Source organism: Streptomyces sp. NPDC004539, from assembly GCF_040610055.1.
In the GTDB taxonomy this organism is placed as follows: Bacteria; Actinomycetota; Actinomycetes; order Streptomycetales; family Streptomycetaceae; genus Streptomyces.
The window spans coordinates 83178-104077 of the sequence record NZ_JBEXLS010000012.1; the positions used below are offsets into that span (position 1 = coordinate 83178).

18 protein-coding genes are annotated in these 20900 nt (G+C 72.5%); 14 read left to right on the forward strand and 4 right to left on the reverse strand.

Annotation, left to right across the window (positions count from 1 at the left end; all coding sequences use genetic code 11):
• Positions 1-11: 11 nt before the first annotated feature.
• The 7 genes from ABZX85_RS24875 to ABZX85_RS24905 all read left to right on the forward strand — a co-directional run bounded on the left by ABZX85_RS24875 (position 12) and on the right by ABZX85_RS24905 (position 6759).
• The gene (locus tag ABZX85_RS24875; RefSeq protein ID WP_355872543.1) at positions 12-1361 is read left to right on the forward strand and encodes an aldehyde dehydrogenase family protein; all 1350 of its coding nucleotides are present in this window, start codon (positions 12-14) and stop codon (positions 1359-1361) included.
• Positions 1358-1552 (forward strand): hypothetical protein, encoded by a 195-nt coding sequence (locus ABZX85_RS24880; protein ID WP_355872546.1) that lies wholly within the window; start codon positions 1358-1360, stop codon positions 1550-1552. The genes ABZX85_RS24875 and ABZX85_RS24880 overlap by 4 nt, the downstream gene beginning before the upstream one ends.
• Before the next feature lie 74 nt (positions 1553-1626).
• The gene (locus ABZX85_RS24885; RefSeq protein ID WP_355872548.1) at positions 1627-2820 is read left to right on the forward strand and encodes a prolyl oligopeptidase family serine peptidase; all 1194 of its coding nucleotides are present in this window, start codon (positions 1627-1629) and stop codon (positions 2818-2820) included.
• Between the two features lie 132 nt (positions 2821-2952).
• The gene (locus ABZX85_RS24890) at positions 2953-4068 is read left to right on the forward strand and encodes a hypothetical protein (RefSeq protein ID WP_355872550.1); all 1116 of its coding nucleotides are present in this window, start codon (positions 2953-2955) and stop codon (positions 4066-4068) included.
• A gap of 50 nt (positions 4069-4118) precedes the next feature.
• Positions 4119-5477, forward strand: coding sequence for a histidine kinase (locus ABZX85_RS24895; protein ID WP_355872551.1), 1359 nt, complete (start codon positions 4119-4121; stop codon positions 5475-5477).
• Positions 5478-5521: 44 nt separating this feature from the next.
• A complete protein-coding gene (locus ABZX85_RS24900) occupies positions 5522-6175 on the forward strand; it encodes a response regulator transcription factor (protein ID WP_355872554.1) in 654 nt (217 codons plus the stop codon).
• Positions 6176-6249: 74 nt separating this feature from the next.
• Positions 6250-6759: a MarR family transcriptional regulator gene (locus ABZX85_RS24905; RefSeq protein WP_355872556.1), complete on the forward strand. Its 510-nt coding sequence runs from the start codon at positions 6250-6252 to the stop codon at positions 6757-6759.
• A 1-nt stretch (position 6760) separates the two neighbouring features.
• Here the strand turns inward: ABZX85_RS24905 and ABZX85_RS24910 are convergent, their stop codons facing one another.
• A complete protein-coding gene (locus tag ABZX85_RS24910; RefSeq protein WP_355872558.1) occupies positions 6761-7438 on the reverse strand; it encodes a response regulator in 678 nt (225 codons plus the stop codon).
• Entirely contained in the window at positions 7435-9030 is a 1596-nt protein-coding gene (locus tag ABZX85_RS24915) for an ATP-binding protein (RefSeq protein ID WP_355872560.1), read from the reverse strand. Before ABZX85_RS24915 ends, ABZX85_RS24910 begins: the two co-directional genes overlap by 4 nt.
• Positions 9031-9122: 92 nt before the next feature.
• On the opposite strand from ABZX85_RS24915, the gene ABZX85_RS24920 reads away from it, so the two are divergent.
• The 4 genes from ABZX85_RS24920 (at position 9123) to ABZX85_RS24935 (ending at position 13158) form a co-directional block, all read left to right on the forward strand.
• A complete protein-coding gene (locus tag ABZX85_RS24920; protein WP_355872562.1) occupies positions 9123-10079 on the forward strand; it encodes a tripartite tricarboxylate transporter substrate binding protein in 957 nt (318 codons plus the stop codon).
• A gap of 118 nt (positions 10080-10197) precedes the next feature.
• On the forward strand, positions 10198-11181 hold the full coding sequence (locus tag ABZX85_RS24925; RefSeq protein WP_355872947.1) for a tripartite tricarboxylate transporter substrate binding protein: 984 nt from the start codon (positions 10198-10200) through the stop codon (positions 11179-11181).
• Positions 11178-11675 carry a tripartite tricarboxylate transporter TctB family protein gene (locus ABZX85_RS24930; RefSeq protein WP_355872564.1) on the forward strand — a complete coding sequence of 166 codons (498 nt, stop codon included), beginning with the start codon at positions 11178-11180 and terminating at the stop codon, positions 11673-11675. The genes ABZX85_RS24925 and ABZX85_RS24930 overlap by 4 nt, the downstream gene beginning before the upstream one ends.
• Before the next feature lies 1 nt (position 11676).
• Positions 11677-13158, forward strand: coding sequence for a tripartite tricarboxylate transporter permease (locus tag ABZX85_RS24935; protein ID WP_355872566.1), 1482 nt, complete (start codon positions 11677-11679; stop codon positions 13156-13158).
• 70 nt (positions 13159-13228) lie between these two features.
• Here the strand turns inward: ABZX85_RS24935 and ABZX85_RS24940 are convergent, their stop codons facing one another.
• Positions 13229-14566 (reverse strand): jacalin-like lectin, encoded by a 1338-nt coding sequence (locus tag ABZX85_RS24940; RefSeq protein ID WP_355872568.1) that lies wholly within the window; start codon positions 14564-14566, stop codon positions 13229-13231.
• A 246-nt stretch (positions 14567-14812) separates the two neighbouring features.
• Between ABZX85_RS24940 and ABZX85_RS24945 the strand changes: the two genes are divergently transcribed.
• The gene (locus tag ABZX85_RS24945; RefSeq protein WP_355872949.1) at positions 14813-15598 is read left to right on the forward strand and encodes a GNAT family N-acetyltransferase; all 786 of its coding nucleotides are present in this window, start codon (positions 14813-14815) and stop codon (positions 15596-15598) included.
• 156 nt (positions 15599-15754) lie between these two features.
• Positions 15755-17086, forward strand: coding sequence for a glycosyltransferase 87 family protein (locus tag ABZX85_RS24950; RefSeq protein WP_355872570.1), 1332 nt, complete (start codon positions 15755-15757; stop codon positions 17084-17086).
• A gap of 189 nt (positions 17087-17275) precedes the next feature.
• On the opposite strand, the gene ABZX85_RS24955 is transcribed toward ABZX85_RS24950, so the two are convergent.
• Positions 17276-17959, reverse strand: coding sequence for a LuxR C-terminal-related transcriptional regulator (locus ABZX85_RS24955; protein WP_355872572.1), 684 nt, complete (start codon positions 17957-17959; stop codon positions 17276-17278).
• A 912-nt stretch (positions 17960-18871) separates the two neighbouring features.
• Here ABZX85_RS24955 and ABZX85_RS24960 point away from each other — a divergent pair.
• Positions 18872-20851: a BTAD domain-containing putative transcriptional regulator gene (locus ABZX85_RS24960; protein WP_355872574.1), complete on the forward strand. Its 1980-nt coding sequence runs from the start codon at positions 18872-18874 to the stop codon at positions 20849-20851.
• The last annotated feature ends 49 nt before the right edge of the window (positions 20852-20900 follow it).

Sequence of the window (20900 nt, forward strand, 5' to 3'; positions counted from 1 at the left end):
GAACAGCGCACGTGAACACCACCCTCATCGACCCCCGCACCGGCCGCTCCCGAGGCACCTCGCCGATCGGACGGGAGCCCGAGGTCGCCGAAGCCGTCGGCAATGCCCGTACAACGCTGGCGAGTTGGCGGGCGCTCACGCCCAAGGAACGCTCACGGAAGCTGGAGCGGCTGGCCTCGCTGGTCGAGGAGAACGCGGCGGAGTACGTCGCCCGGGAGAACGCCGGGACGGGCAAGCCGGCGAGCGAGACGGCGGGGGAGGTGGAGCAGGTCGCGGATCTCTTCCGGTTCTACGCGTCCGCCGTGCGCGCCCAATCGGCGCCCGCCGCCGGGCGGTTGGTCGACGGGCACGAGAGCTGGGTGCGTTGGGAGCCGCTCGGTGTCGTCGGCGTCGTCGTGCCCTGGAACTACCCGCTGATGATGGCCGCTTGGCGCTGCGCTGCCGCGCTCGCCGCCGGGAACGTCGTCGTGGCCAAGCCCGCCGAGACGACCCCCGACTCCCTGGAACTGCTCGCCCGGCACGCCGCCGAGGCGCTGGGTCCGGGTGTCCTGACGGCCGTTGCGGGGGACCGTGAGACGGGGCGGCTCCTCGTCGCGGCCGACGTCGACATGGTCGCCTTCACCGGCAGCGCCCGCGCCGGCGCCGATGTCGCCGCCCGCGCGGGCGGACGCCGGGTGAGCCTCGAACTCGGCGGCAACGCACCCGCGTTGGTCCTCCCCGACGCCCCCGCCGACACCTGGACCCAGCTCGTCGACGCCTGCGCCTACAACGCGGGACAGAGCTGCGCCGCCCCCGCACGGGTCATCACCCTGCGCGAGAACTACGAACGGGCGGTCGCCGAACTCGCCGAAGCGGCCCGGCAACGCCTCGCAGGCCGTGACTTCGGCCCCCTCAACAACGTGGACCAGGCGGCCCGTTACGACCGGATCGTCAAGTCCTCGGCCGCGCGCCGGAGTCTGACGGGCGAGATCTCCGCCGGGGCGGGCGAGGAGGACGGCTTCTGGCGTCCCGTCCGCATCCTCGCCGACCTCCCCGACGACGATCCGGCGGTCGTGGAGGAGGTGTTCGGACCCCTCCTGACCGTCCAGCAGGCGGACGACCTGGACGCCGCCGTCCACCTCGCGAACGGAGTGCCACAGGCCCTCGCGGCAAGCGTCTGGACCCGGGACCTGACCACCGGCCTTGAACTGGCGGGCCGCCTCGACGCGGGCGAGACCTGGCTGAACTGCCACCTCGTCCAGACGGCCGAACTCCCGCACGGAGGCCGGGGGGCGTCGGGACACGGGACGGACCTCAGCGTGCTGGCGCTGCACGAGTACCAGCGGCCGAAGACGGTGACGGCGAGGCTGGTGCGGGGGTGAGGAAGGCTCTGATCGCCGGCGCACAGGTGGCCGTCGGGTCGACGCTCACGGCGCTGTTGCTCTTGGGAGAGATCACAGAGGTGCCGTACTCGGTCTTCGCCATCATGGTCGGTACGACCCTGATGGTGGACGGCTGCCGAAACCTGCACGCCCTGAGAGCCGACAGTAGGGATAGCCCCCGTGACCGCTGACCGGCCTGTCGGATGGTCGCGGCGGCCTTGATCCAGCAGGTTGGGGGGACACCTCGGACAAGGAGCCCCCCACCATGCTCACCCGCCGCACCGTCGTCCTCTCCGCAGCCGCCGCCACCCTCCTCGCCGCCGCGCGCCCCGCGAGCGCGGCGGCCGGCCTCCGGCTCACGCTGCCCGCGCCCAGCGGCCCCCACCCCGTGGGGACGACGTCGCTGCGCCTGATCGACCGCTCCCGCCGGGACCCGTGGCAGCCGGACCGCCCGTACCGGGAGCTGATGGTCGCCGTCCGCTACCCGGCGAGGACGACGGCAGGACATCCGGCCGCACCCCAGATGCTCCCCGGCGAGGCGGCGGGCTACGCCGCGCTGAACAGCCTCGCGGACATCCCCGCCGACCGGATCGACTGGTCGGCGACCCGCACCCACGCCCACGAGGACGCCCCGGCGGCCCCCGGCCCGCACCCGGTGATCTGCTACTCACCCGGCGCCGGCGACCCCCGCTCCCTGGGCACCACCCTCTGCGACGACCTCGCCTCCCGGGGATACGTCGTCGTCATGATCGACCACACCTACGACGGCCCGGCGGTCCAGTTCCCCGACGGCAGGGTCGAGAAGTCGGTGCTGCCGCAGGAGTACGGCGAGGCGTACCCCGACGAGGCCCGCATCACCGCGCTGCTGAAGAAGACCGTGGCCGTACGGGTCGCCGACACCCGGTGCGTCCTCGACGCACTGCCCCGGAGACTGCGGGGCACGATCGACCCGGACCGCATCGGCATGTTCGGCCACTCCGCGGGCGGCTTCACCGCGTTGCAGACGATGCACGACGACCCCCGGATCACGGCGGCGGCGAACCTCGACGGAGTCACCGCGTACGTCCAGGACGACAGCACCCCCGGCAACCTCTCCACCGTCGCCGCCGAAGGACTCGACCGCCCGTTCCTCCTGATGGGCGAGGACGGCAACGACCTCACGACGGTCCCGTCCTGGAACTCCCTGTGGCACCGCAGCACCGGCCCGCGCCGGGGCCTCACCCTGACGGGCGCCCGGCACGCGACGTTCACCGACGCCGAGACCCTCGTACCGCAGATCGCGCGCCGGCTCGGGCTGCCGCGCGAGACGGTCGTCAAGAACATCGGGACGATCGCCCCGTGGCGGGCGGTCATGGTCCAGCGGGAATGCCTCGCCGCCTTCTTCGACCGGTGGCTGCGCGACCGGCGGACGGAACTCCCGGACGTCCACCCCGAGACACGGCTCTGGCCGATCGGATGAGCCCGACCGCGTGAGAACCCCCTTCGCCCGAGCCGATCGGCACACCACGATGGCCGATCGGCCGATGCGGCGCCCGTTCCGCCCGCCCTAGCGTTGTGGGTGAACGAGGGACGCGTGAAAGGGGAGCCGCAGATGGGGCAGCAGACCGACGGGATGACGACGGAGTTCGGCGGGGACGTCGTGGAGTCGTTGGCACGGGCGCTGAAGGTGACGGTCAGGGTCGAACTGAAGGAGGTCGGCACCGACACGGTGCTGGAGGGCCTGCTGGGCGAGGCGGACTCCGGTGAGGCGATCGCCCAGGGCATGCGGAAGAACGGCTCGCTCGGCGGAGTGATCTGCGCGCTCTCCACCGGCGGGAGGTGGGTGAGCACGGACGAGGCCGAGGAGGTCGTGGACGCAGAGGTGGACGCCGCGTGGAACGAGGCGGTGTGGCAGTACCGCTCCGGCAAACCCCGGGCCGCCGAACTCCCCGGGATGACCGGGGCGTTGCGCGCCGTACTGCACCACGCCCTCGAAGCGGCCCGCGCCGAGGGCACGCTCTCCGTGCGCCGGACGCATGTGGCCCGCGCCCTGCTGGAGGTCCCCGGCACGCGTGCGCGGGAGGCGATGACGCTGGAGCGGATCGACACCGCCGCCGCCCTGGAGCGGCTCGCGGCCCTCGTGCCGGACGAGGCGCCGGAACCCTTCAGCATGCGCGTGCTGCGGATGGGCGGGGCGTTCGGCCGCAGGAGCAACCCCGTGATGCGCGTGCTCGGTTCGTGGATGTCGGGCAGCGGTGTCAACGGCTCGCCGGTCATGGCCGCCGTCAACTCCGAGGCCATGCGCCAGGCGGCCCGGCACGGCCGGGGTGTCTCCGGCCCCGTGGACCTCCTCGCGGGCATCCTCGCCCTCGACCGGACCCTCCACGTCCACGGCCGCACCCTCCCCGCCGAGCTGACGGCCGCCAACTCCGCGGGAGACCTGCTGCGCGGGCTTGGCGTCCGGCAGGCCACGCTCCAGGCCGCCGTCGCCGCCGCCCCGCCCGCCCCCGAGGACACCGGCACCACCGAGGAGGAGCCCTTGGCGCTGACCCCCGCCGCCCAGCGCGCCACCGACGTCGCCCGCCTCTCCGCCGCCGAACACGGCGCCCCCACCACCGGCACGGTCCACCTCCTGGCCGCCCTCCTCGACGACGAGACGGTCGTCGGCCTCCTCGACGTCGACGTCGTCGCGCTGCGGGCCGACCTGACTCCCCTGCTCGGCGCGTGACACCCGACGGCTACCGTTCCCCCTGGGAGAACCCCGCCGGAAGGGAGAACATGCGTCACCTGCTCACGGACGCACGGGTGTCGAGAATGCGCGACGAGGCCACCGCGATCAGGGCAGCCGTACGCGGCGCCGACCGCCGTACGGCCGTCCGCGAGAAGCTCCTCAGCGCGCTCGCCGCGCTCCTCTGCCTGATGCCGCTGTTCCTCGCACCCCCGGTCCAGCTGGTCTGGGCGGTCCTCGAAGCGCTCTGGGCCGTGCTCCTCGTGCCCGCCCGCCGGCTGCGGCCCGGTATCGCGATCATGGGGGCGTCGGTCCTGGTCGTCGGGGAGAACGTGTGGACTATGGCGGTCGCGCCGCTCGTCGTGCTCGCCGCCGCCCGCCGGGTGGAGCGGCTGTGGCGGGTGGTCGGGATCTCCTGCGGCCTCGTCGTTGCCCTCTCCCTGGTGAAGACGGCGTTCCGGCCCGAGGACTGGCTGCTGCAACTCGGCGGCGGCGCGGGCTCCGCGGTGATCCTGCTGGTGCTGCCCGCCCTCGCGGGCCGCATGCTCGGCCGGCGCCGGCCCCTCGTCAGACTGCTCAAGGAGCGCAACGCCTACCTCGAACAGGCCCGCGCCCTCAGCGACGAGTCGGCCCGCATGCAGGAGCGCCACCGGATCGCCGGCGAGATGCACGACCTCCTCGGCCACCGGCTCAGCCTCATCTCCGTGCACGCGGGAGCCCTCGAACTCGCCGCCGGCCGCCAGGCCCCCGGCCTCACCGGACAGGCCGAACTCCTGCGCACCACCGCGGGGACGGCCATGCAGGAACTCCGCGAGATCCTCGGCGTCCTGCGCCACACGGACCTCGCCGGGGAGGAGCGCGGCACCCGCGAGGACATCACCGCCCTCGTCACCGGCTCCCGGGACGCGGGGAGCGCCGTCGAGCTGGACTGGTCCGTGCCCGGCACGGCCGAGGTCGGGTTCCGGACCCGGCAGGCGATCCACCGGGTGGTCCGGGAAGGGCTCACCAACGTCCTGAAGCACGCGGCCGGCGCGGACACGTGGGTGGCCGTCAGGGAGGTGGGCGGCGCGGTCGAGGTGTCGGTCACGAACGCCGCCCCGCGCACGGGGGCGCGCTCGCAGGGCGGGAGCAGCAGCGGGCTGGTGGGGTGCCAGGAGCGGGTCTCGCTGCTGGGCGGCACGTTCGAGGCGGGCCCCCTGCCCGGCGGCGGCTTCCGGGTCGCCGCCCGGCTGCCCGGGGAGGGGACGGCGGTCCTCGCCGAGCCCGGTGGCCGCGAGACGTGGACGCCGGTGCCGGACCAGATCCTCACCTGGCCCCGCGTGCTGGGGTCGGGGTGCCTCGCGGCGACCGTCGTCCTGCCGACGATGGCGCTCCTCGTGATCCTGCTGATCGTGGAGGTCCTGAAATGACCACGCGCGGACGGCTCATGGCGCGCATCTCATAGACTGAGCCGATGATCCGAGTCCTGGTCGCCGACGACGAAGCGCTGATGCGGGCCGGAATCCGGCTGATCCTGGAGAACGCCGACGACATCAAGGTCGTCGCCGAGGCGGGTGACGGCCGCGAGGCCGCCGAGGCGTGCCGCACCCAGGAGATCGACGTCGCCCTCCTCGACATCCAGATGCCGGGCCGCGACGGCATCGCCGCCGCCGAGGACATCGCCCGCCTCGCGCCCCGCACCTGCGTCGTCATGCTGACCGCGTTCGGCGAGGAGGCGAGCGTCACCCGTGCCCTGCGGGCCGGCGCGAGCGGCTTCCTCCTCAAGGACACCGGCCCGGCCGACCTCATCCGCGCCGTCCAGCTCGCGGCCCGCGGCGAACCGGTCCTCGCCCCGCGCATCACCCGGCAGCTCCTCGACCGGCACGTCCGCTCCGGCCGCGACACCGAGACCGCCCACCGCCGCCTCGCCGACCTGACCCCCGCCGAGCTGGACGTCCTGCGCCTGCTCGCCGAAGGGCTCTCCAACGCCGAGATCGCCGACCGGCTCTACCTCAGCGCCGGCACGGTCAAGGCCCACATCAGCCGCATCCTCACCCGCACCGGCTGCGCGAACCGCGTCCAGGCGGCGGTCCTCGCGCACGACGCGGGCCTCGTCGACGAACACTGAGCCGTCACCGCCGACGGCCCTGACCGAACGCTGCCGGGAAAGCTATCCGGACAGCAATGGTCTACAGTGCGAAGGTGACGACGACACCCGACCCCGTGGACACCTGGATCGACGCCTGGCGCACGGAACTGCCCGAGTCCGTGTTCGCCTCGACGGAGCTGACCAAGCGGATTCTGTTCCTCTCCGCCGAACTGGAGGCCGTGATGCGCCGCCGGCTCGGCGACTTCCAGCTCACCCCCGCCGAGTTCGACGTCCTCACCGCGCTGCGCCGCTCCGGCGAGCCGTACCGCATGAAACCCAACCGCCTCGCCCGTGTCCTCATGCTCTCCACCGGTGGTACCACCAACGTCACCCACCGCCTCGTCGCCCGCGGCCTCGTCGAGCGCGAGGCCGACCCCGAGGACGCCCGCAGCACCTGGCTGCGCCTCACCCCCGAAGGCGTCGACACCGCCGAACGCGCCGTCGTCACCGTCGGACAGGCCACCCAGAGCGACCTCTTCGACGGCGCCCCGACGGAACTCGTCGACAAGGCCACCGACACCCTGCGAGAACTGTTCGCCGCCTCCCCCAGACTGCGCGAGTAGCTCACACCCGCCAGCCGTACCGCCGCTCCGGCCGCCCCGTCACCCCGTACCGCAACGACACCTCCGCGCTGCCCGCCGTGTGGAAGTACTCCAGATACCGCCGCGCGCTGACCCGCGAGATCCCGGTCAGCGCCGCGCACTCGGTGGCCGACAGCACCCCCTCGGCCTCCCGCAGCGTCCGCTCCACCAGCTCCGCGGTCTCCACGCTCATCCCCTTGGGCAGCGCCCCGCCGGTCGCCGACGACCCCGCGAGCACCCGGTCCACGTCCGCCTGACCACGGACCACGGCCGCCAGGAGACGCGTCCGGCGCGCCGCGTACCGCTCCAGACGCGGACGCAGGTCCTCGTACTCGAACGGCTTCAGCAGATAGTCCACGACGCCCTGGCGCACCGCGCCGCGCACCGTGTCCGCCTCGCGGGCCGCGCTGATGACCATCACGTCGCAGTCGTGACCGGCGGTCCGCAGCCGGGAGATCACGTCCAGGCCGAACACGTCCGGGAGGTACAGGTCGAGCAGGACCAGATCGGGACGCAGCGCCTCGACCGCCCGGACCGCCTCCTCGCCGGTGCCGACCGCCGCGACCACCCGGAACGGCTCGACCCGCTCGACGAACGTGCGGTGGACCTTGGCCACCATGAAGTCGTCGTCCACCACGAGGACATCGATGACTCGGCTCACAGGCCCGCTCCCTCCGCCGCCCTGACCGTCATACGGGCCGTGAACACCGCCCCGTCGACCTGGATCTCACCGCCGTGCCGCTCGCACACGAGCCGCGTCAGCGCCAGCCCGATCCCGCGCTCGCCACCCTCGGCGGCCTTCGTCGTGAACCCGTGCGTGAACACCTCGCGCGCCAGCTCCGGCGCCACCCCGGGCCCCGAGTCACGCACCACGATCTCGACCCCCGTCGCGTCCTGCCGCACCTCGACCTCCACCCACGGATCGTCGCCCTCCGAAGCCGCCGCGTCCACCGCGTTGTCCACCAGATTCCCCACCACGGTCGCCACATCGGCCGCGTCCTCCGGCGCCAGCCGCTCCAGCGACGTCCGCTCCGACACCCGCAGCGTCACCCTCCGCTCCGCCGCCAGCGACGCCTTCGCCGTCAGCAGCGCCGCGACCGCCGTGTCCCGCACCCGGCGGCTCAACGTCACGTCCAGGGACTGCCGGCGCTGGTTCAACGCCCGGATGTAGCGCACGACCTCCTCCTGCTCCCCGATCTGGATCAGCCCCGAGATCGTGTGCAACTGGTTCGCGAACTCGTGGGCCTGCGCCCGCAACAGCTCCGACGTACTGCGGAACGCCCCGATCTCCCGCTCCAGACGCGCCAGTTCCGTCCGGTCCCGCAACGTCGTCACCGACCCCAGCAGCCGCCCGTCCTTCGCCACCGCCATCCGGTTCAGCACCAGCACCCGCCCACGCCGTACGACGACCTCGTCCCGCCGCTCCGCGCCCTCCGCCAGCACGTCCCGCAGCCGCCCCTCCACCCCCAGCTCGGCCAGACTCTGCCCCACACAGTCCTCCGGCAGATCGAGCAGCCGCCGCCCCACCTCGTTCACCAGCGTCAGGCGGGCCTGCGGATCGAGCGCCACGACGCCCTCCGCGATCCCGTACAGCATGGCCTCCCGATGCTCCGCGAGCCCCGCGATCTCCCTCGGCTCCAGCCCCAGCGACTGCCGCTTCACCCGCCGCGCCAGCAGCCACGACCCGGCGATCCCGAGCACTCCCGCCACCCCGAGATAGGCCAGCAGGTACGACGACGCACCGCTGAGCCGCTGCCACACGGTAGGGGACGCCTCACCGATCATCACCGTCCCCAGATGCGCGCCGACATCGCTGCGCGTCTCCGCCAGCACCGGCACCTGCGCCACCAGCTCACGGCTCCCGTCCAGCGTCAGCGAACCCGACCAGCCCCGGCCCGCCGCCGCGCCCAGCGGCAGCATCCGCCCCACCAGCGTCGGGTTCGTGGCCGCGACGACCCGGCCGCCCGCGTCCGCGACCGTCACCGACGTCACCCCGGACTGCGCCTGCGTCGAGTGGACCAGCGGAGCGAGCGCCTCCTCCGGCGCGGGACGCGCGAGCCGGGAGCGCACCAGCGGGTTCGCGGCGAGCTGCTCCGCGAGCGCGCCGACCCGGCGACCCTCCACCCGGTGGAACGTCGCCTCCGACTGGGAGAGCGAGATCGCCGCCACCGCCAGCAGGACGACCACGACGATCGCCATCTGGAGCACCAGCATCTCGCCCGCGAGGGTGTGGCGACGAAACGTGGTACCCACCGTCCACTCGATCGCACCGGCTGCTCGTTTTCACCGGTTGGCGTGGCGCACAATCATGGCGCCCACCGGGCATGTCGCGGAAGAGAGGTGCCATGAGGAATCGGCTGCGGCTCACGCTGCCGGCGCTGCTGCTGGCCGCCGCGTGCGGCGACGGATCGCGCGACGGACTGCGCATCATGGTCCCCAACACGCCCGGCGGCGGCTACGACACCACCGCCCGCGTCATGGCCCGCGTCATGGACAGGACCGGCATCGCCCCCGACGTCCAGGTGTTCAACCTGCCCGGCGCCGGCGGCACCGTCGGACTGCGCCGCACCGTCAACGAACGCGGCAACGGACGGCTCGCCCTCCAGATGGGCCTCGGCGTCGTCGGCGCCTCCCACCTCACCCGGCCCGAGGCGACCGTCGCCGACACGACCCCGCTCGCCCGCCTCATCGAGGAGGCCAGCGCCGTCGTCGTACCCGACGCCTCCCCCTACCGGAGCGTCGGGGAACTCGTCGACGCCTGGCGCGCCGATCCCGCGCGGGTCACCGTCGGCGGCGGGTCGTCGCCCGGCGGGCCGGACCACCTGCTGCCGATGCGGCTCGCGAAGACGGTCGGGATCGTGCCGAAACGGGTGCGGTACGTGTCGTACGACGGGGGCGGGGGCGAACTGCTGCCCGCGCTCCTCGACGGGACGGTGTCCTTCGGGACCAGCGGGTTCGGGGAGTTCCTCCCGCAGATCGAGGCCGGACAGCTCAGGGTCCTCGCGGTGACCGGGGCCAGGCCGGTCGAGGCGCTGCCCGGGGTGCCGACGCTCAAGTCCGCCGGGATCGACCTGGAGTTCATCAACTGGCGCGGCATCGTCGCACCCCCGGGGATCAGCTCCGGTGACCGGAAACGGTGGGTCGAGGCGCTCACCGCACTGCACGAGACCCCGCAGTGGCGGGCCGAGTTGGCGCGGCGCGGGTGGACCGACGCGTTCTTGACGGGGGACGCGTTCCGGGTGTTCCTGGAGGAGCAGGACGCGTTCGTCGCGACGCTGGTCACACAGCTGGGCCTGGACTGACCACAAAGACCTAAACCTCCACTGCTTCCGCAAGCGCGACACACCCCCGCTGCGCGGGCACCCTGTGGGCACCCCAACTCCCGCACCCCTCCCGTACATCGAACAGGTGGTGGCACACGTGCGCCTGCGCACCCCGCTCGCCCTGCTCGGGGCCGCGATCCTGCTGCTCCTCGGCCCGCCGCTGCTGGCCACCGGCAGCGGCGACGACAGCGGCACCCAGATCCCGGGCCTGCGCTTCATGGTCCCCAACACGCCCGGCGGCGGCTACGACATCACCGCCCGCACGGCCGCCCGCAACGCCGAGGACGCCGGACTCACCCGCAACATCGAGGTGTTCAACCTCCCCGGCGCCGGCGGCACCGTCGGCCTCGCCCGCCTCGTCAGCGAACACGGCAACGGCAGGCTCGCGATGACCATGGGCCTCGGCGTCGTCGGCGCCGCCCGCTCCAACGACGCCCCCAAGACCCTCGCCGACACCACCCCGATCGCCCGCCTCACCGAGGAACAGGACGTCGTCGTGGTCGCCGCGGACTCCCCGTACAAGACCATCGGCGACCTCGTCGACGCCTGGCGGAAGAACCCCGGCAAGCTGCCGGTCGGCGGCGGCTCCTCGCCCGGCGGGCCCGACCACCTCGCCCCGATGCTGATGGCGCGCGCCGCCGGGATCACCCCGAAGGACGTCAACTACATCCCCTTCGACGGCGGCGGCGAACTCCTCGCCTCCATCCTCGGCAGCAAGGTCGCCTTCGGGGTCTCCGGCGTCGGCGAGTACCTCGACCAGATCAGGTCCGGCGAACTGCGTCTCCTCGCCGTCACCGGCCCGAAACGCGTGGCCGGACTGGACGCGCCCACCCTCAAGGAATCCGGATACGACGTGGAGTTCACCAACTGGCGCGGTGTCGTGGCCCCGCCGGGCATCTCCGACGAGGAGCGCGGCAAACTCGTCGCCCTCTTCGAGGAACTGCACGCCTCCGCCGAATGGAAGGAGTCCCTGGAACGCAACGGCTGGGACGACGCCTTCCTCACCGGTGACCCGTTCGGCACGTTCCTCGACGAGCAGGACGCGCGCGTCGTGTCCGTACTGAAGGAGCTGGGCCTGTGAACCGCACCTGGCTGCGCGAGCACTCCGAACTCGGCGTCTGCGCATTGCTGTTGGCCCTCGGCGGACTCGTCCTCACCGACGCGCTCACCATGCACGTCGACATCGCCCAGCGCGGACCCGTCGGCCCGAGGACCGTACCCGTCGTCGTCGGCGCCGCCCTCCTGCTGATCGCCGTCCTGCTCGCCGTGGACGTCCTGCGCGGCGGACGCGGCGAGGCGGAGTCCGGGGAGGACATCGACCTGTCCGAACCCGCCGACTGGCGTACGGTCCTCGGTCTCGCCGGGGTGTTCCTCGCCGCCGCCGTCCTCATCGAACCCGCCGGCTTCCCCGTCGCCGGAGCCCTGCTGTTCTGGGGCGCCGCGTTCGTCCTCGGCAGCAGGCGCTTCGACCGCGACCCGCTGATCGCCGCCGGACTCTCCTTCGGCACCTACATCCTCTTCGACCACCTGCTCGGCGTGCCGCTGCCCGGCGGCCCCCTCATGGGAGTGCTGTGACATGGATTCCCTCACCTCCCTCATGGACGGCTTCGGGACCGCACTGACCCCGGTCAACCTGCTGTGGGCCGCGCTCGGCGTGCTCCTCGGCACCGCGATCGGCGTCCTGCCCGGCATCGGCCCCGCGATGGCGGTCGCCCTGCTCCTGCCGGTCACCTACGGCCTGGAGCCGACCGGCGCGTTCATCATGTTCGCCGGGATCTACTACGGCGCCATGTTCGGCGGCTCGACGACGTCGATCCTGCTCAACACGCCCGGCGAGAGCGCCGCCGTCGTCGCCGCCATGGAGGGCAACCCCATGGCCAAGTCCGGCCGCGGCGCCCAGGCGCTCGCCGCCGCGGCCATCGGCCACTTCGCGGGCGGCATGATCGGCACGATCCTCCTCGTCGTCCTCGCGCCGACCGTCGCCGAACTCGCCGTCGACATCGGCGCCCCCGACTACTTCGCCATCATGGTCCTCGCGTTCATCGCCGTGACCTCCGTCCTCGGCGCCTCCCGGCTGCGCGGCCTCGCCTCGCTCCTGATCGGCCTCACCCTCGGACTCGTCGGCCTCGACCAGATGACCGGCCAGCAGCGCCTCACCTTCGGCTCCCTCCAGCTCGCCGACGGCATCGACGTGGTGATCGTCGCCGTCGGGCTCTTCGCGATCGGCGAGGCGCTGTGGGTGGCCGCGCACCTGAGACGGACGACGGGCAAGGCGATCCCCGTCGGACGGCCCTGGCTCGGCCGCGCCGACGTCAAGCGGACCTGGAAGTCCTGGCTGCGCGGGCCCTTCATCGGCTTCCCCTTCGGGGCGATCCCCGCGGGCGGCGCCGAGATCCCCACCTTCCTCTCGTACGTCACCGAGAAGCGCCTCTCCAAGCACAAGGACGAGTGGGGCAAGGGCGCCATCGAAGGCGTCGCCGGACCCGAGTCCGCCGCGTCCGCCTCCGCCGCCGGAACCCTCGTGTCCATGCTGACGCTGGGCCTGCCCACCACCGCCGTCGCCGCCGTCATGCTCGCCGCGTTCCAGCAGTACGGCATCCAGCCCGGGCCCCTGCTCTTCGAGAACGAACCCGACCTGGTCTGGGGCCTCATCGCGTCCCTGTTCGTCGGCATGGTCCTGCTGCTCGCGCTGAACCTGCCGCTCGCCCCGGTGTGGGCGAAACTCCTCCAGATCCCCCGCCCCTACCTCTACGCCGGCATCCTCTTCTTCGCGGCCGTCGGCGCCTACGCGGTCGGCGGGGAGGTCATCGACCTCGTGATCCTGCTGATCATCGGGCTGATCGGCTTCGGGATGCGGCGCTACGGGCTGCCGGTGCTGCCCGCCGTGATCGGCGTCATCCTCGGGCCCAACGCCGAGCAACAGCTGCGCCGGGCGCTCCAGATCAGCGACGGGAGCGTGTCCGGGCTGGTGAACACGCCGTTCTCGGTGACGGTGTACGCGGTCGTGGTGCTGGTGCTGGCGTGGCCGCTGCTGCGGAAGGTGCTGATCCGACGCTGATCGGTCGGACGGGCAAGAACGGGCAGGGCCTTGGTGGCCCTGCCCGTCCTGCGTAGTGGTGCCCGGTGTGTCAGCGCTTGGTGTAGATGAGGCCGACCTTGTCCAGCTCGTCCGCCGAACGCCCGTGGAAGCCGGCGATCTGCCAGCCGCTGGGCGCGGTGCGGGTCACGCAGTCGGAGGTGGTGGTGCCGCCCGCGAGGGTGCGACCGAGGTTGGTGGTGAACTTCGCGTAGAAGATCCGGGTGTGGTCGTCCTTCACGCCCTGGCAGAGGTTCGCCGACGTCACGTACTCGCCGGACGCCAGCGTGAGGGAGGAGGCGGTGCCGCCCGTACCGCCGTGGGTCAGGGTCGTGCCGTCCGAGAGGGTGAGACCGACCTGGTCGACGCGGGAACCGGCGCGCAGGGAGAGCGTCGTGGCGCGGGCGCCCGCCGCCACCTTCGGGAGGTCCTGGTAGTAGTCGCCGTGCGGGCCGCCGAACTGCTCGCTCAGCTGGAAGTCGGCGCTCTGCGACCAGGTGAACCCGACCGTGATCGGGTCGTGGTCGGAGAGCATCTTGCCGTCGGAGGTCAGGAACTTCGCGTGCTCGTTGTTGTACGAGGTCGCGTTCAGCGTCACCAGCTTGCTGCCGCGGTACAGGACCTTGTCGACGACCTCGCAGGTGTTCGGGACGGTCGCGCCGGTCTGGTCGCAGACCAGGGCGTCACTGCCCTTGGCGGGCGGGGTGCCGCCGCGTACGAGCTTGACCCAGGCGTCCGTGAGGCCGTTGGCGGCGGCGAACTCGCCGATCGTGTCGGCGGCGCGCGTGTACCGGGTGTTCGTGTCACCCATCACGACGACCGCGTTGCCCGCGGAGTGCGTGTTGATGAAGGACGTCAGTTGGCTGAGGTTGTCCGCGCGGGACGCCTCGTCGCCGTCGTTGGTGCCCGCGTTGGTGTGCAGGTTGTAGAAGTCGACGTACACGCCCTCGGCGAGCCGCTCCCGCATGAAGCTGAAGCCCTTGGGGGTCAGGCAGTCGCCCGAGTCGATCTGGCAGGAGTTCCACCGGACCCGCTCGAAGTCGTCGCCGTCCCACGCGTAGTTCGAGACGGTGTTCAGCCCGCTCCCGATCCCCGCGCCACCGCTGGTCGCCGTGCGGTAGGCGTGCGTGTCGGTCGAGTACAGGTAGGCGTGGTAGTTGAAGTCCTCCTGCACGTTCACGATGTCGTACGGCGCGATACGACGGCCGATCTCGGTGGTGCTCGTGTCACGCGGCGTCGAGGCGCTGGACAGCGACTCCGGCAGACCGGCGACGTTGTACGTGAGCACGCTGAAACTGCCCGAAGCCGCCGCCGAGGCGGGGGTGGTGGTCGCGGTGAGCGCGCCCACGGCCGCGGCTGCGGTCGCGAGACAGGCGAGGAGTCTGCGCATGGGAAGGGGCCTCCTGGGGGTGATCGACTGCGACAGTGTCGAGGGCATGTCAGAACGGGGCGACAAGATCGGATGACGAACGGGGCTGAGGTCTGTGAAGCGGAGGTTTCCTGACGGACGCGCGTTGCGGAAGTGCCACGGCACATCAATTGACGTGCGCTTTACCGACCGGCCGTGCTGTGATCGTCCGTCATGGACGCCCCTCTCCCCGCCCGCGCCGCCGCCGACCCCGACCTTCTGGACCGGATGGCCCGCAACCTCGCCGAACACGCCTGCCACCTGCACCGCACACTGCCCGGCGCGCGCGTCCTGGAGACCGCCGATCTCCTCGTCGCCGACAGCGGTCTGGACGACGACACGTTCAACGTCGTCACCTCGGCACGCTTCACCGACACGAACGCCTCGCAGCGCATCACCGAGACGCTGAAGGCGCTGCCGGAGCGGCCGTTCTCGTGGTGGGTGGGGCCCACGTCGACACCGGCCGATCTGGGGGAGCGGCTGGTGGCCGCGGGGGTGTCGGCGTCGGAGCACGAGAGCGCCATGTGGGCGGAGTTGGACGAGGCGCTGCTGGAGGAGAGGGCAGTGGACGGGGGGTCGCCGGACGACGGCTTGGTGCCGAGCGGGGGGCTCGACATCCGTTCGGTGACCACCCCCGCCCTCCTCTCCGACTACGCCCAGGTCCTCGCCGCGAACTGGACCCCTCCCTCGGCCACGGTCCCCCGCTTCTACGCCCGCGCGAACGCCCTCGCCCCGGACTCCCCGGCCCACTACCTGGTCGGACACGCGGACGGCGTTCCCGTCTGCACCGCCGAGGTCTTCCTGCACGCCGGGGTCGCCGGGATCTACAACATCAGCACCCTCGCGACGCACCGCCGACGCGGGTACGGCACGGCCGTCACCCTGGCGGCGCTGCGCACGGCCCTCGCCCGGGGGTACCGGGTCGCGGTCCTCCAGGCGTCCGCGGAGGGCGAACCGGTTTACCGGCGGCTCGGGTTCGAGGTGTGCGGCAGGTTCACCGAGTACGCGCTCTGACAGCACGCGGGGTCACTCCTGGGAGGTCGGTCATTCGGCCGAGGGGGAGACGGGAAACGGCTGCGGAGAGTGGCCGTTCGGCCGATCCGCGGTGACGTGCTGTGACGGGACAGTGGGAGCGGAACAGCCCACGTGTCTCGTCCGAGGAGTACGGCCATGTCGATCCCGTCGCTCGAAGCCCCGCCGGTGCGGGCGGGCGCCCGGCGGATACCCGTAGCCCTGTACTGGTGGGTGTGCGCGGGGTTCGCGCTGGGGCTGGCGTCGGTGACGACGCTGGAGTCGCACCGCATCTGGGGGCTGTGCGCGGCCGTCGGGTACGGGTGGGCGGCGCTGGCCGCGCGCAGGACGGGGCGTCCGTGGGGGTGGGCCGGTGCGGGGCCGGCGCTGATCGGGGCGGTGCTGGTGCCCCTCGCCGTGCTGCTGGTGGCCGGGATCGCCCAGTCCGAGGTGCGGGTGGTCGAGCAGTCGGGGCGTCTGCTGCTGAGCGGCGGAAGCCCGTACCTGGCGCATCCGGTCGAGGTCGGTGACTACAACCCGTATCTGCCGGGGATGGCGCTCTTCGGCCTGCCGCACGCGCTGTTGGGCGATGTCCCGCTCGCCGACGCCCGGTTGTGGTTCGCGGTGGTGTTCCTCGCGTCGTTGGGGCTGGCGGTCCGTGCGGGATCGGGGGCGGGGCCGGGGTCGAGATCCGGGTCGGGGTCGGTGGGGTGGGGGCTCGGGGCCGGGGGCCGCTTGAGGACGAGGTGGGGGATCGCCGGGGACGGTACGGCGATCGTGCCGCTGCTGGCCGCGTTCCCCGCCGTGGCGCTGCCGCTCGCCGTCGGCGGGGTTGACCTGCCGGTGATCGGGCTCATGTGCCTGGCGTTGACGTGGGCGGGCCGAAGGGGTTCGGGCGTCGGGGCGGGGGTGGCGATGGGGCTCGCGGCGGCGTTGAAGTGGACGGCGTGGCCGCTGCTGCCGGTGGGGCTGGTCCTGGTCGCGGCGGTGTCGGGGCGGCGGGCCGCGATCCGGGCCGGGTGGGTGTCGCTGGTGGTGGCGGGCGCGGTCGTGGTGCCGTCGGCGCTGGTCGATCCGAGGGCGTTCGTGGAGCAGGTGGTGATGTTCCCGCTGGGCGCGGGGCATGCGGGATCGCCCGCGGACAGCCCGCTGCCGGGGTACCTGCTGGCGACGTACGTGCCGGGCGGGCGGGTGATCGCCGTGGTCGCGCTGGCGGTGAGCGCCGTGGCCGTAGGGGTGTCGCTGGTGGTGCGCAGGCCGGTGACGGTCGTCGCGGCGGCGGACCGGCTGGCGCTGGGGCTCGGGCTCGCGATGTGCCTGATGCCGGCGACGCGGTTCGGGTACCTGGTCTATCCGATGGTGCTGCTGGTCTGGTTCAGGAGGGGGACGTGGGCGCGGTGGGCGGCGAGGCTGGTGCCCTTTTCCGGTGCGGCGGGCGTTCGCCGAGTTGTCGATCGTCCCGTCGGAGCGCCGGTTTTCGGCAAAAGGTGAGTGGTATCGAGGAGGGCCGGTGAGGATCTCGCGGAAGCCTCGAAAGAATTTTCGCCCGGAGCCTCGATTGATATATCACTCGGCAATTCCGCCGACTTCTCCGGGCGGCGGTTCATGGGGCCGCCACGGCGCATCGCCGGGCGAGCGGGCCGCGACAGGGGCTCGCGGAGGCGATGGGCCGGGACGACTTCAGGCCGGGTCCGTCGGGGCGGCGGCGAGGAGGGCCGGGCCGGGGAGGTCGGGAACGGGGGAGGTACGCGTGGAGTACTGCGGGCGAACCCGAGGCGGCCAGCAGTTGGGGACGAGGATGCCGAGGGCGTAGGCGCGGGCCACGAGGGCCGAGCGGTTGGGTGCCTTGAGCTTCCGGAGCATGCTGCTGACGTGGTACTCGACGCCGTGGCTGCTCAGGCCGAGGCGGGAGGCGAGCTGCTGGGTGGAGAGGCCGGCGGCGAGTCCTTCGAGGACGTGCGAGGGGACCTCGGCGAGCGCGGGTGGTGCCGGGAGCAGGGGCATCGTCGAGCCGTAGGGGGTGTCGGGGCGGATCGTGGCGAGCGCGATGCACTCGGTGCAGGAGAGGTGGACGGTCATGGACATCGCCACGCAGGAGACGAGGCAGTCGACGACCTCGCCCTTGGCGTCCACCATCGGCAGCGGGGCGCTGAACTGAGGCTGGCTGCCCGCGAGCAGTTGGGCGAAGTGCTCGCGGAGGTAGGGCTGGGCCGCCTCGTGGAAGTAGAGGGGGAACGGTCTGCCGACGGTCTCGGGGGAACCGTGCAGGAACAAGTCGCAGAACGGCTCGTTCGCGGCCACGACACGGAGCCGGGAGTCGACGTGGACGACGCCGACCGGGACGTCGGCGTGCTCGGGGGGCATCGGGGACGCTGCGGCTCCGCGGCTCGGACGAGCGGTGGTGTACCTGCCTTTGGGAGCGGTGGGCAAGGCGGTACCTCTTTCGCGGTGGTGGGGGGAAGGTGGGGGGTGCGGCCGGTTCCTCCGGAGTCCTGGGGGCCAGTTTCCACATTCTCGGTCGAGCGGGGCGATGGCTCCGGGATTCCGCGGTTCCTTTCCTTTGAGGTTCCTTTGAGGGTCTGGCCGAAACAGGCGGCATGCGGCCGAAACGGTGCGCCGCGAGCGGCGCCGCCCAGGTCAGTGTGCCTTGTCGTACGGGTGGTTGGTCAAGATCACGGAGAGTCACGCCGGGGTTCTTGGGGAGGAATTGGTCTCAGTCGCTCGGAGGTTCACACGTGTTCACTCTTGCGTGCGGCGAGTGTGTGACAGGTATGGTCGCACGGCTGGCGCGCGTCCAAAAAGTCGGACGACGAATCTCTTGGGCGCTTTTTCACTGAGTGGAATAACGGACACGCTTCAGCAAGGGGTGTTTGACAGTATTTGGGCGATTTGTTGCGGCGGACTACTGGTTCCCCTAGTCGACCGTTGTTGCTTGAACCTTGTAAGGTCAAATCGCCGGACGGACCGCTTCGCCGGTGAACAATTATTTCCCGCGAATTTCATGGAAAAAGGAGTGGTGGCGGTCACGGCCGGAGATATGAAGAATATCTGAACGACGGCACGCTGATTATTTCAGCAGGAACTCATGGAAAGTGCATGAATTTCTTACTGCTAGGACCGCTCCAGGTCCAGATAGACGGTGTAGATCTTCCCGTCGCCGGAAGCTGCCAACGCGCCGTGCTCAGCTGTCTCCTGTTGCACGACAACGAAGCCGTGGCGGTCAGCCGGCTCTTGAAGGCGATATGGGGCGACGACGCTCCACGCACCGCCCGGAAAATGCTCCAGAACGCCGCCTCGGGACTCCGGCAGCTCCTCGCCGCCGACACCGGCCCCGACGCCCCGCTGCTGCTGACGCACCCCCCGGGCTACCTCCTGCACACCGACCCCGCCCGCATCGACCGCCGCCGCTTCGAGGAACTCGCCGAGCGGGGCCGCGGCCTCCTGCGCGCCGGCCGCCCCGAAGAAGCGTCCGGCGTCCTGCGCGAGGCCCTCGCCCTGTGGCGCGGCGACCCGCTCGCCGACCTCGTCGAACTCGGCTACCGCTGGCCCGAGACCGAACTCCTCGCCGAGAGCCGCAGATCGGCCGAGGAGGACCGCTTCGAAGCCGACCTCTCCTGCGGCCGGCACCACGAGGTCATGGGCGAACTCACCCTCGCCGTCGCCGCCGAACCCCTCCGGGAACGGCTCTGCGGCCTCCTCATGCTCGCCGCCTACCGCTCCGGACGGCAGGGCGACGCCCTCGCCGCCTACCGCGGACTCCGCGCCCGCCTCGTCACCGAACTCGGCGTCGAACCCGCCGAGACGGTACGGACGCTGGAGTACGCCATCCTCAACCAGGACCCCTCCCTCCAGCTCGCGCCCCCCGCCCAGGCCCGCCTGAACCCCCCGGCCCCCGAGCCCCGCGCCCCCCTGGACCTCGTCCGCACCCCCGCCCCCGAACCCGCCCCGCAGCCCGCCCCCGCCCGGCCGCAGCCCGCCGCCGAGCACACCCCCGGCCGCGCCGAACGCCGCGACATCACGGTCGTCATGATCACCGCCGACGCCGCCACCGACGCCGTACGCACCTTCGTCCACGACGAGATCCGGCGCTGCGGCGGAGTCCCCGCCCCCGGCCCCGGCTCCACCTGGTGCGGCTACTTCGGAGCCACCCGGCGCCTGACCGACCACGCCGAACGGGCCCTCACCGCCGTCGGCGCCATCACCCGCTGGGCCGCCGACACCTGCCCCGAGGCCGCGATCCGGGTCGCCATGCACTCCGGGGAGGCCGTCGTCTCGCACAACGCCGACGGCCGCAGCGTCCCCTTCATCGAGGCCGGCGTCCTGGACGACTGCCGCCGCCTCGCCGCCGCCACCGTCCCCCGCCCCGTCGTCGTCGACGACACCGCCCCCGACCCGAACCCGCCGCGCCTCACCCTCGCGCCCCCCTCACCCCCACCGCCCACCCCCTTCGTCGGCCGCACCGCCGAACTCGACGTCCTCCAGGGCCTCATGGCCTGGGTCGCCCACAGCGGACGCCCCGCGCTCGCCACCCTCCTCGGCGCCCCCGGCATCGGCAAGACCCGGCTGCTCGCCGAACTCGCCCACCGCGTCGCCGACGAACCCACCCGCGCCCCGGCCGTGCTCACCGCCGCCCCACCGGCCGGCGGACACACCGACGCGACCACCGTCCTCGCCGAACTCGTCCGCTCCCGGACCGGCGTCACCACCCCGGCCGACGCCGACAGCCGGCTCACCGACCACGTCACCCGCCACCACCCCACCCGCCACGACCTCCTGCCCCGCCTCCGCCAGGCACTCGGCATCACCCCGGCCACCACCGGCCGCCGCGACCTCGCCGACGCCTGCCTCACCCTGCTCCGCGACCTCACCGCGGACACCCCCGTCCTGCTCCTCCTCGACGACGTGCACCGCGCCGACGACGACCTCGCGGACCTCCTCGCCGGCCTCACCGGACCGGTCCTCGTCGTGGCCGCCGCCGAACACGACTTCGCCCACCGCCTCCCGCGCTGGGAGACCGTCCACACCAACGCGATGCGCCTCGAACTCCCCCCGCTCGGCGACCAGGCGCTCACCCGCCTGCTCAAGAGACTCCTCTCCGCCACCCGCCGCACCGAGCACCACCCCGGCGACGAGAACTGGCACGCCCTCCTCGGCCACCTCCAGGGCAACCCCCGGCGCGCCGAGGAATTCGCCGCCCGCCTCGACGCCGCACCGGAGACCGCCCACGGCCTCTGGCGCAGGCCCACCTCCGCCTGACCCGTCCCCCCACCCGCACAACAGCCCCGCCCAGGTCACCACGACCGGA

What these genes read in the sequence shown, in the direction of transcription:
- ABZX85_RS24885 (WP_355872548.1), top strand. Translation starts at nt 1,627, where the DNA reads ATGCTCACCCGCCGCACCGTCGTCCTCTCCGCAGCCGCCGCCACCCTC.
- ABZX85_RS24890 (WP_355872550.1), top strand. Translation starts at nt 2,953, where the DNA reads ATGGGGCAGCAGACCGACGGGATGACGACGGAGTTCGGCGGGGACGTC.
- ABZX85_RS24895 (WP_355872551.1), top strand. Translation starts at nt 4,119, where the DNA reads ATGCGTCACCTGCTCACGGACGCACGGGTGTCGAGAATGCGCGACGAG.
- ABZX85_RS24900 (WP_355872554.1), top strand. Translation starts at nt 5,522, where the DNA reads ATGATCCGAGTCCTGGTCGCCGACGACGAAGCGCTGATGCGGGCCGGA.
- ABZX85_RS24920 (WP_355872562.1), top strand. Translation starts at nt 9,123, where the DNA reads ATGAGGAATCGGCTGCGGCTCACGCTGCCGGCGCTGCTGCTGGCCGCC.
- ABZX85_RS24935 (WP_355872566.1), top strand. Translation starts at nt 11,677, where the DNA reads ATGGATTCCCTCACCTCCCTCATGGACGGCTTCGGGACCGCACTGACC.
- ABZX85_RS24940 (WP_355872568.1), bottom strand. Translation starts at nt 14,566, where the DNA reads ATGCGCAGACTCCTCGCCTGTCTCGCGACCGCAGCCGCGGCCGTGGGC.
- ABZX85_RS24945 (WP_355872949.1), top strand. Translation starts at nt 14,813, where the DNA reads ATGGCCCGCAACCTCGCCGAACACGCCTGCCACCTGCACCGCACACTG.
- ABZX85_RS24950 (WP_355872570.1), top strand. Translation starts at nt 15,755, where the DNA reads ATGTCGATCCCGTCGCTCGAAGCCCCGCCGGTGCGGGCGGGCGCCCGG.
- ABZX85_RS24955 (WP_355872572.1), bottom strand. Translation starts at nt 17,959, where the DNA reads ATGCCCCCCGAGCACGCCGACGTCCCGGTCGGCGTCGTCCACGTCGAC.
- ABZX85_RS24960 (WP_355872574.1), top strand. Translation starts at nt 18,872, where the DNA reads ATGCTCCAGAACGCCGCCTCGGGACTCCGGCAGCTCCTCGCCGCCGAC.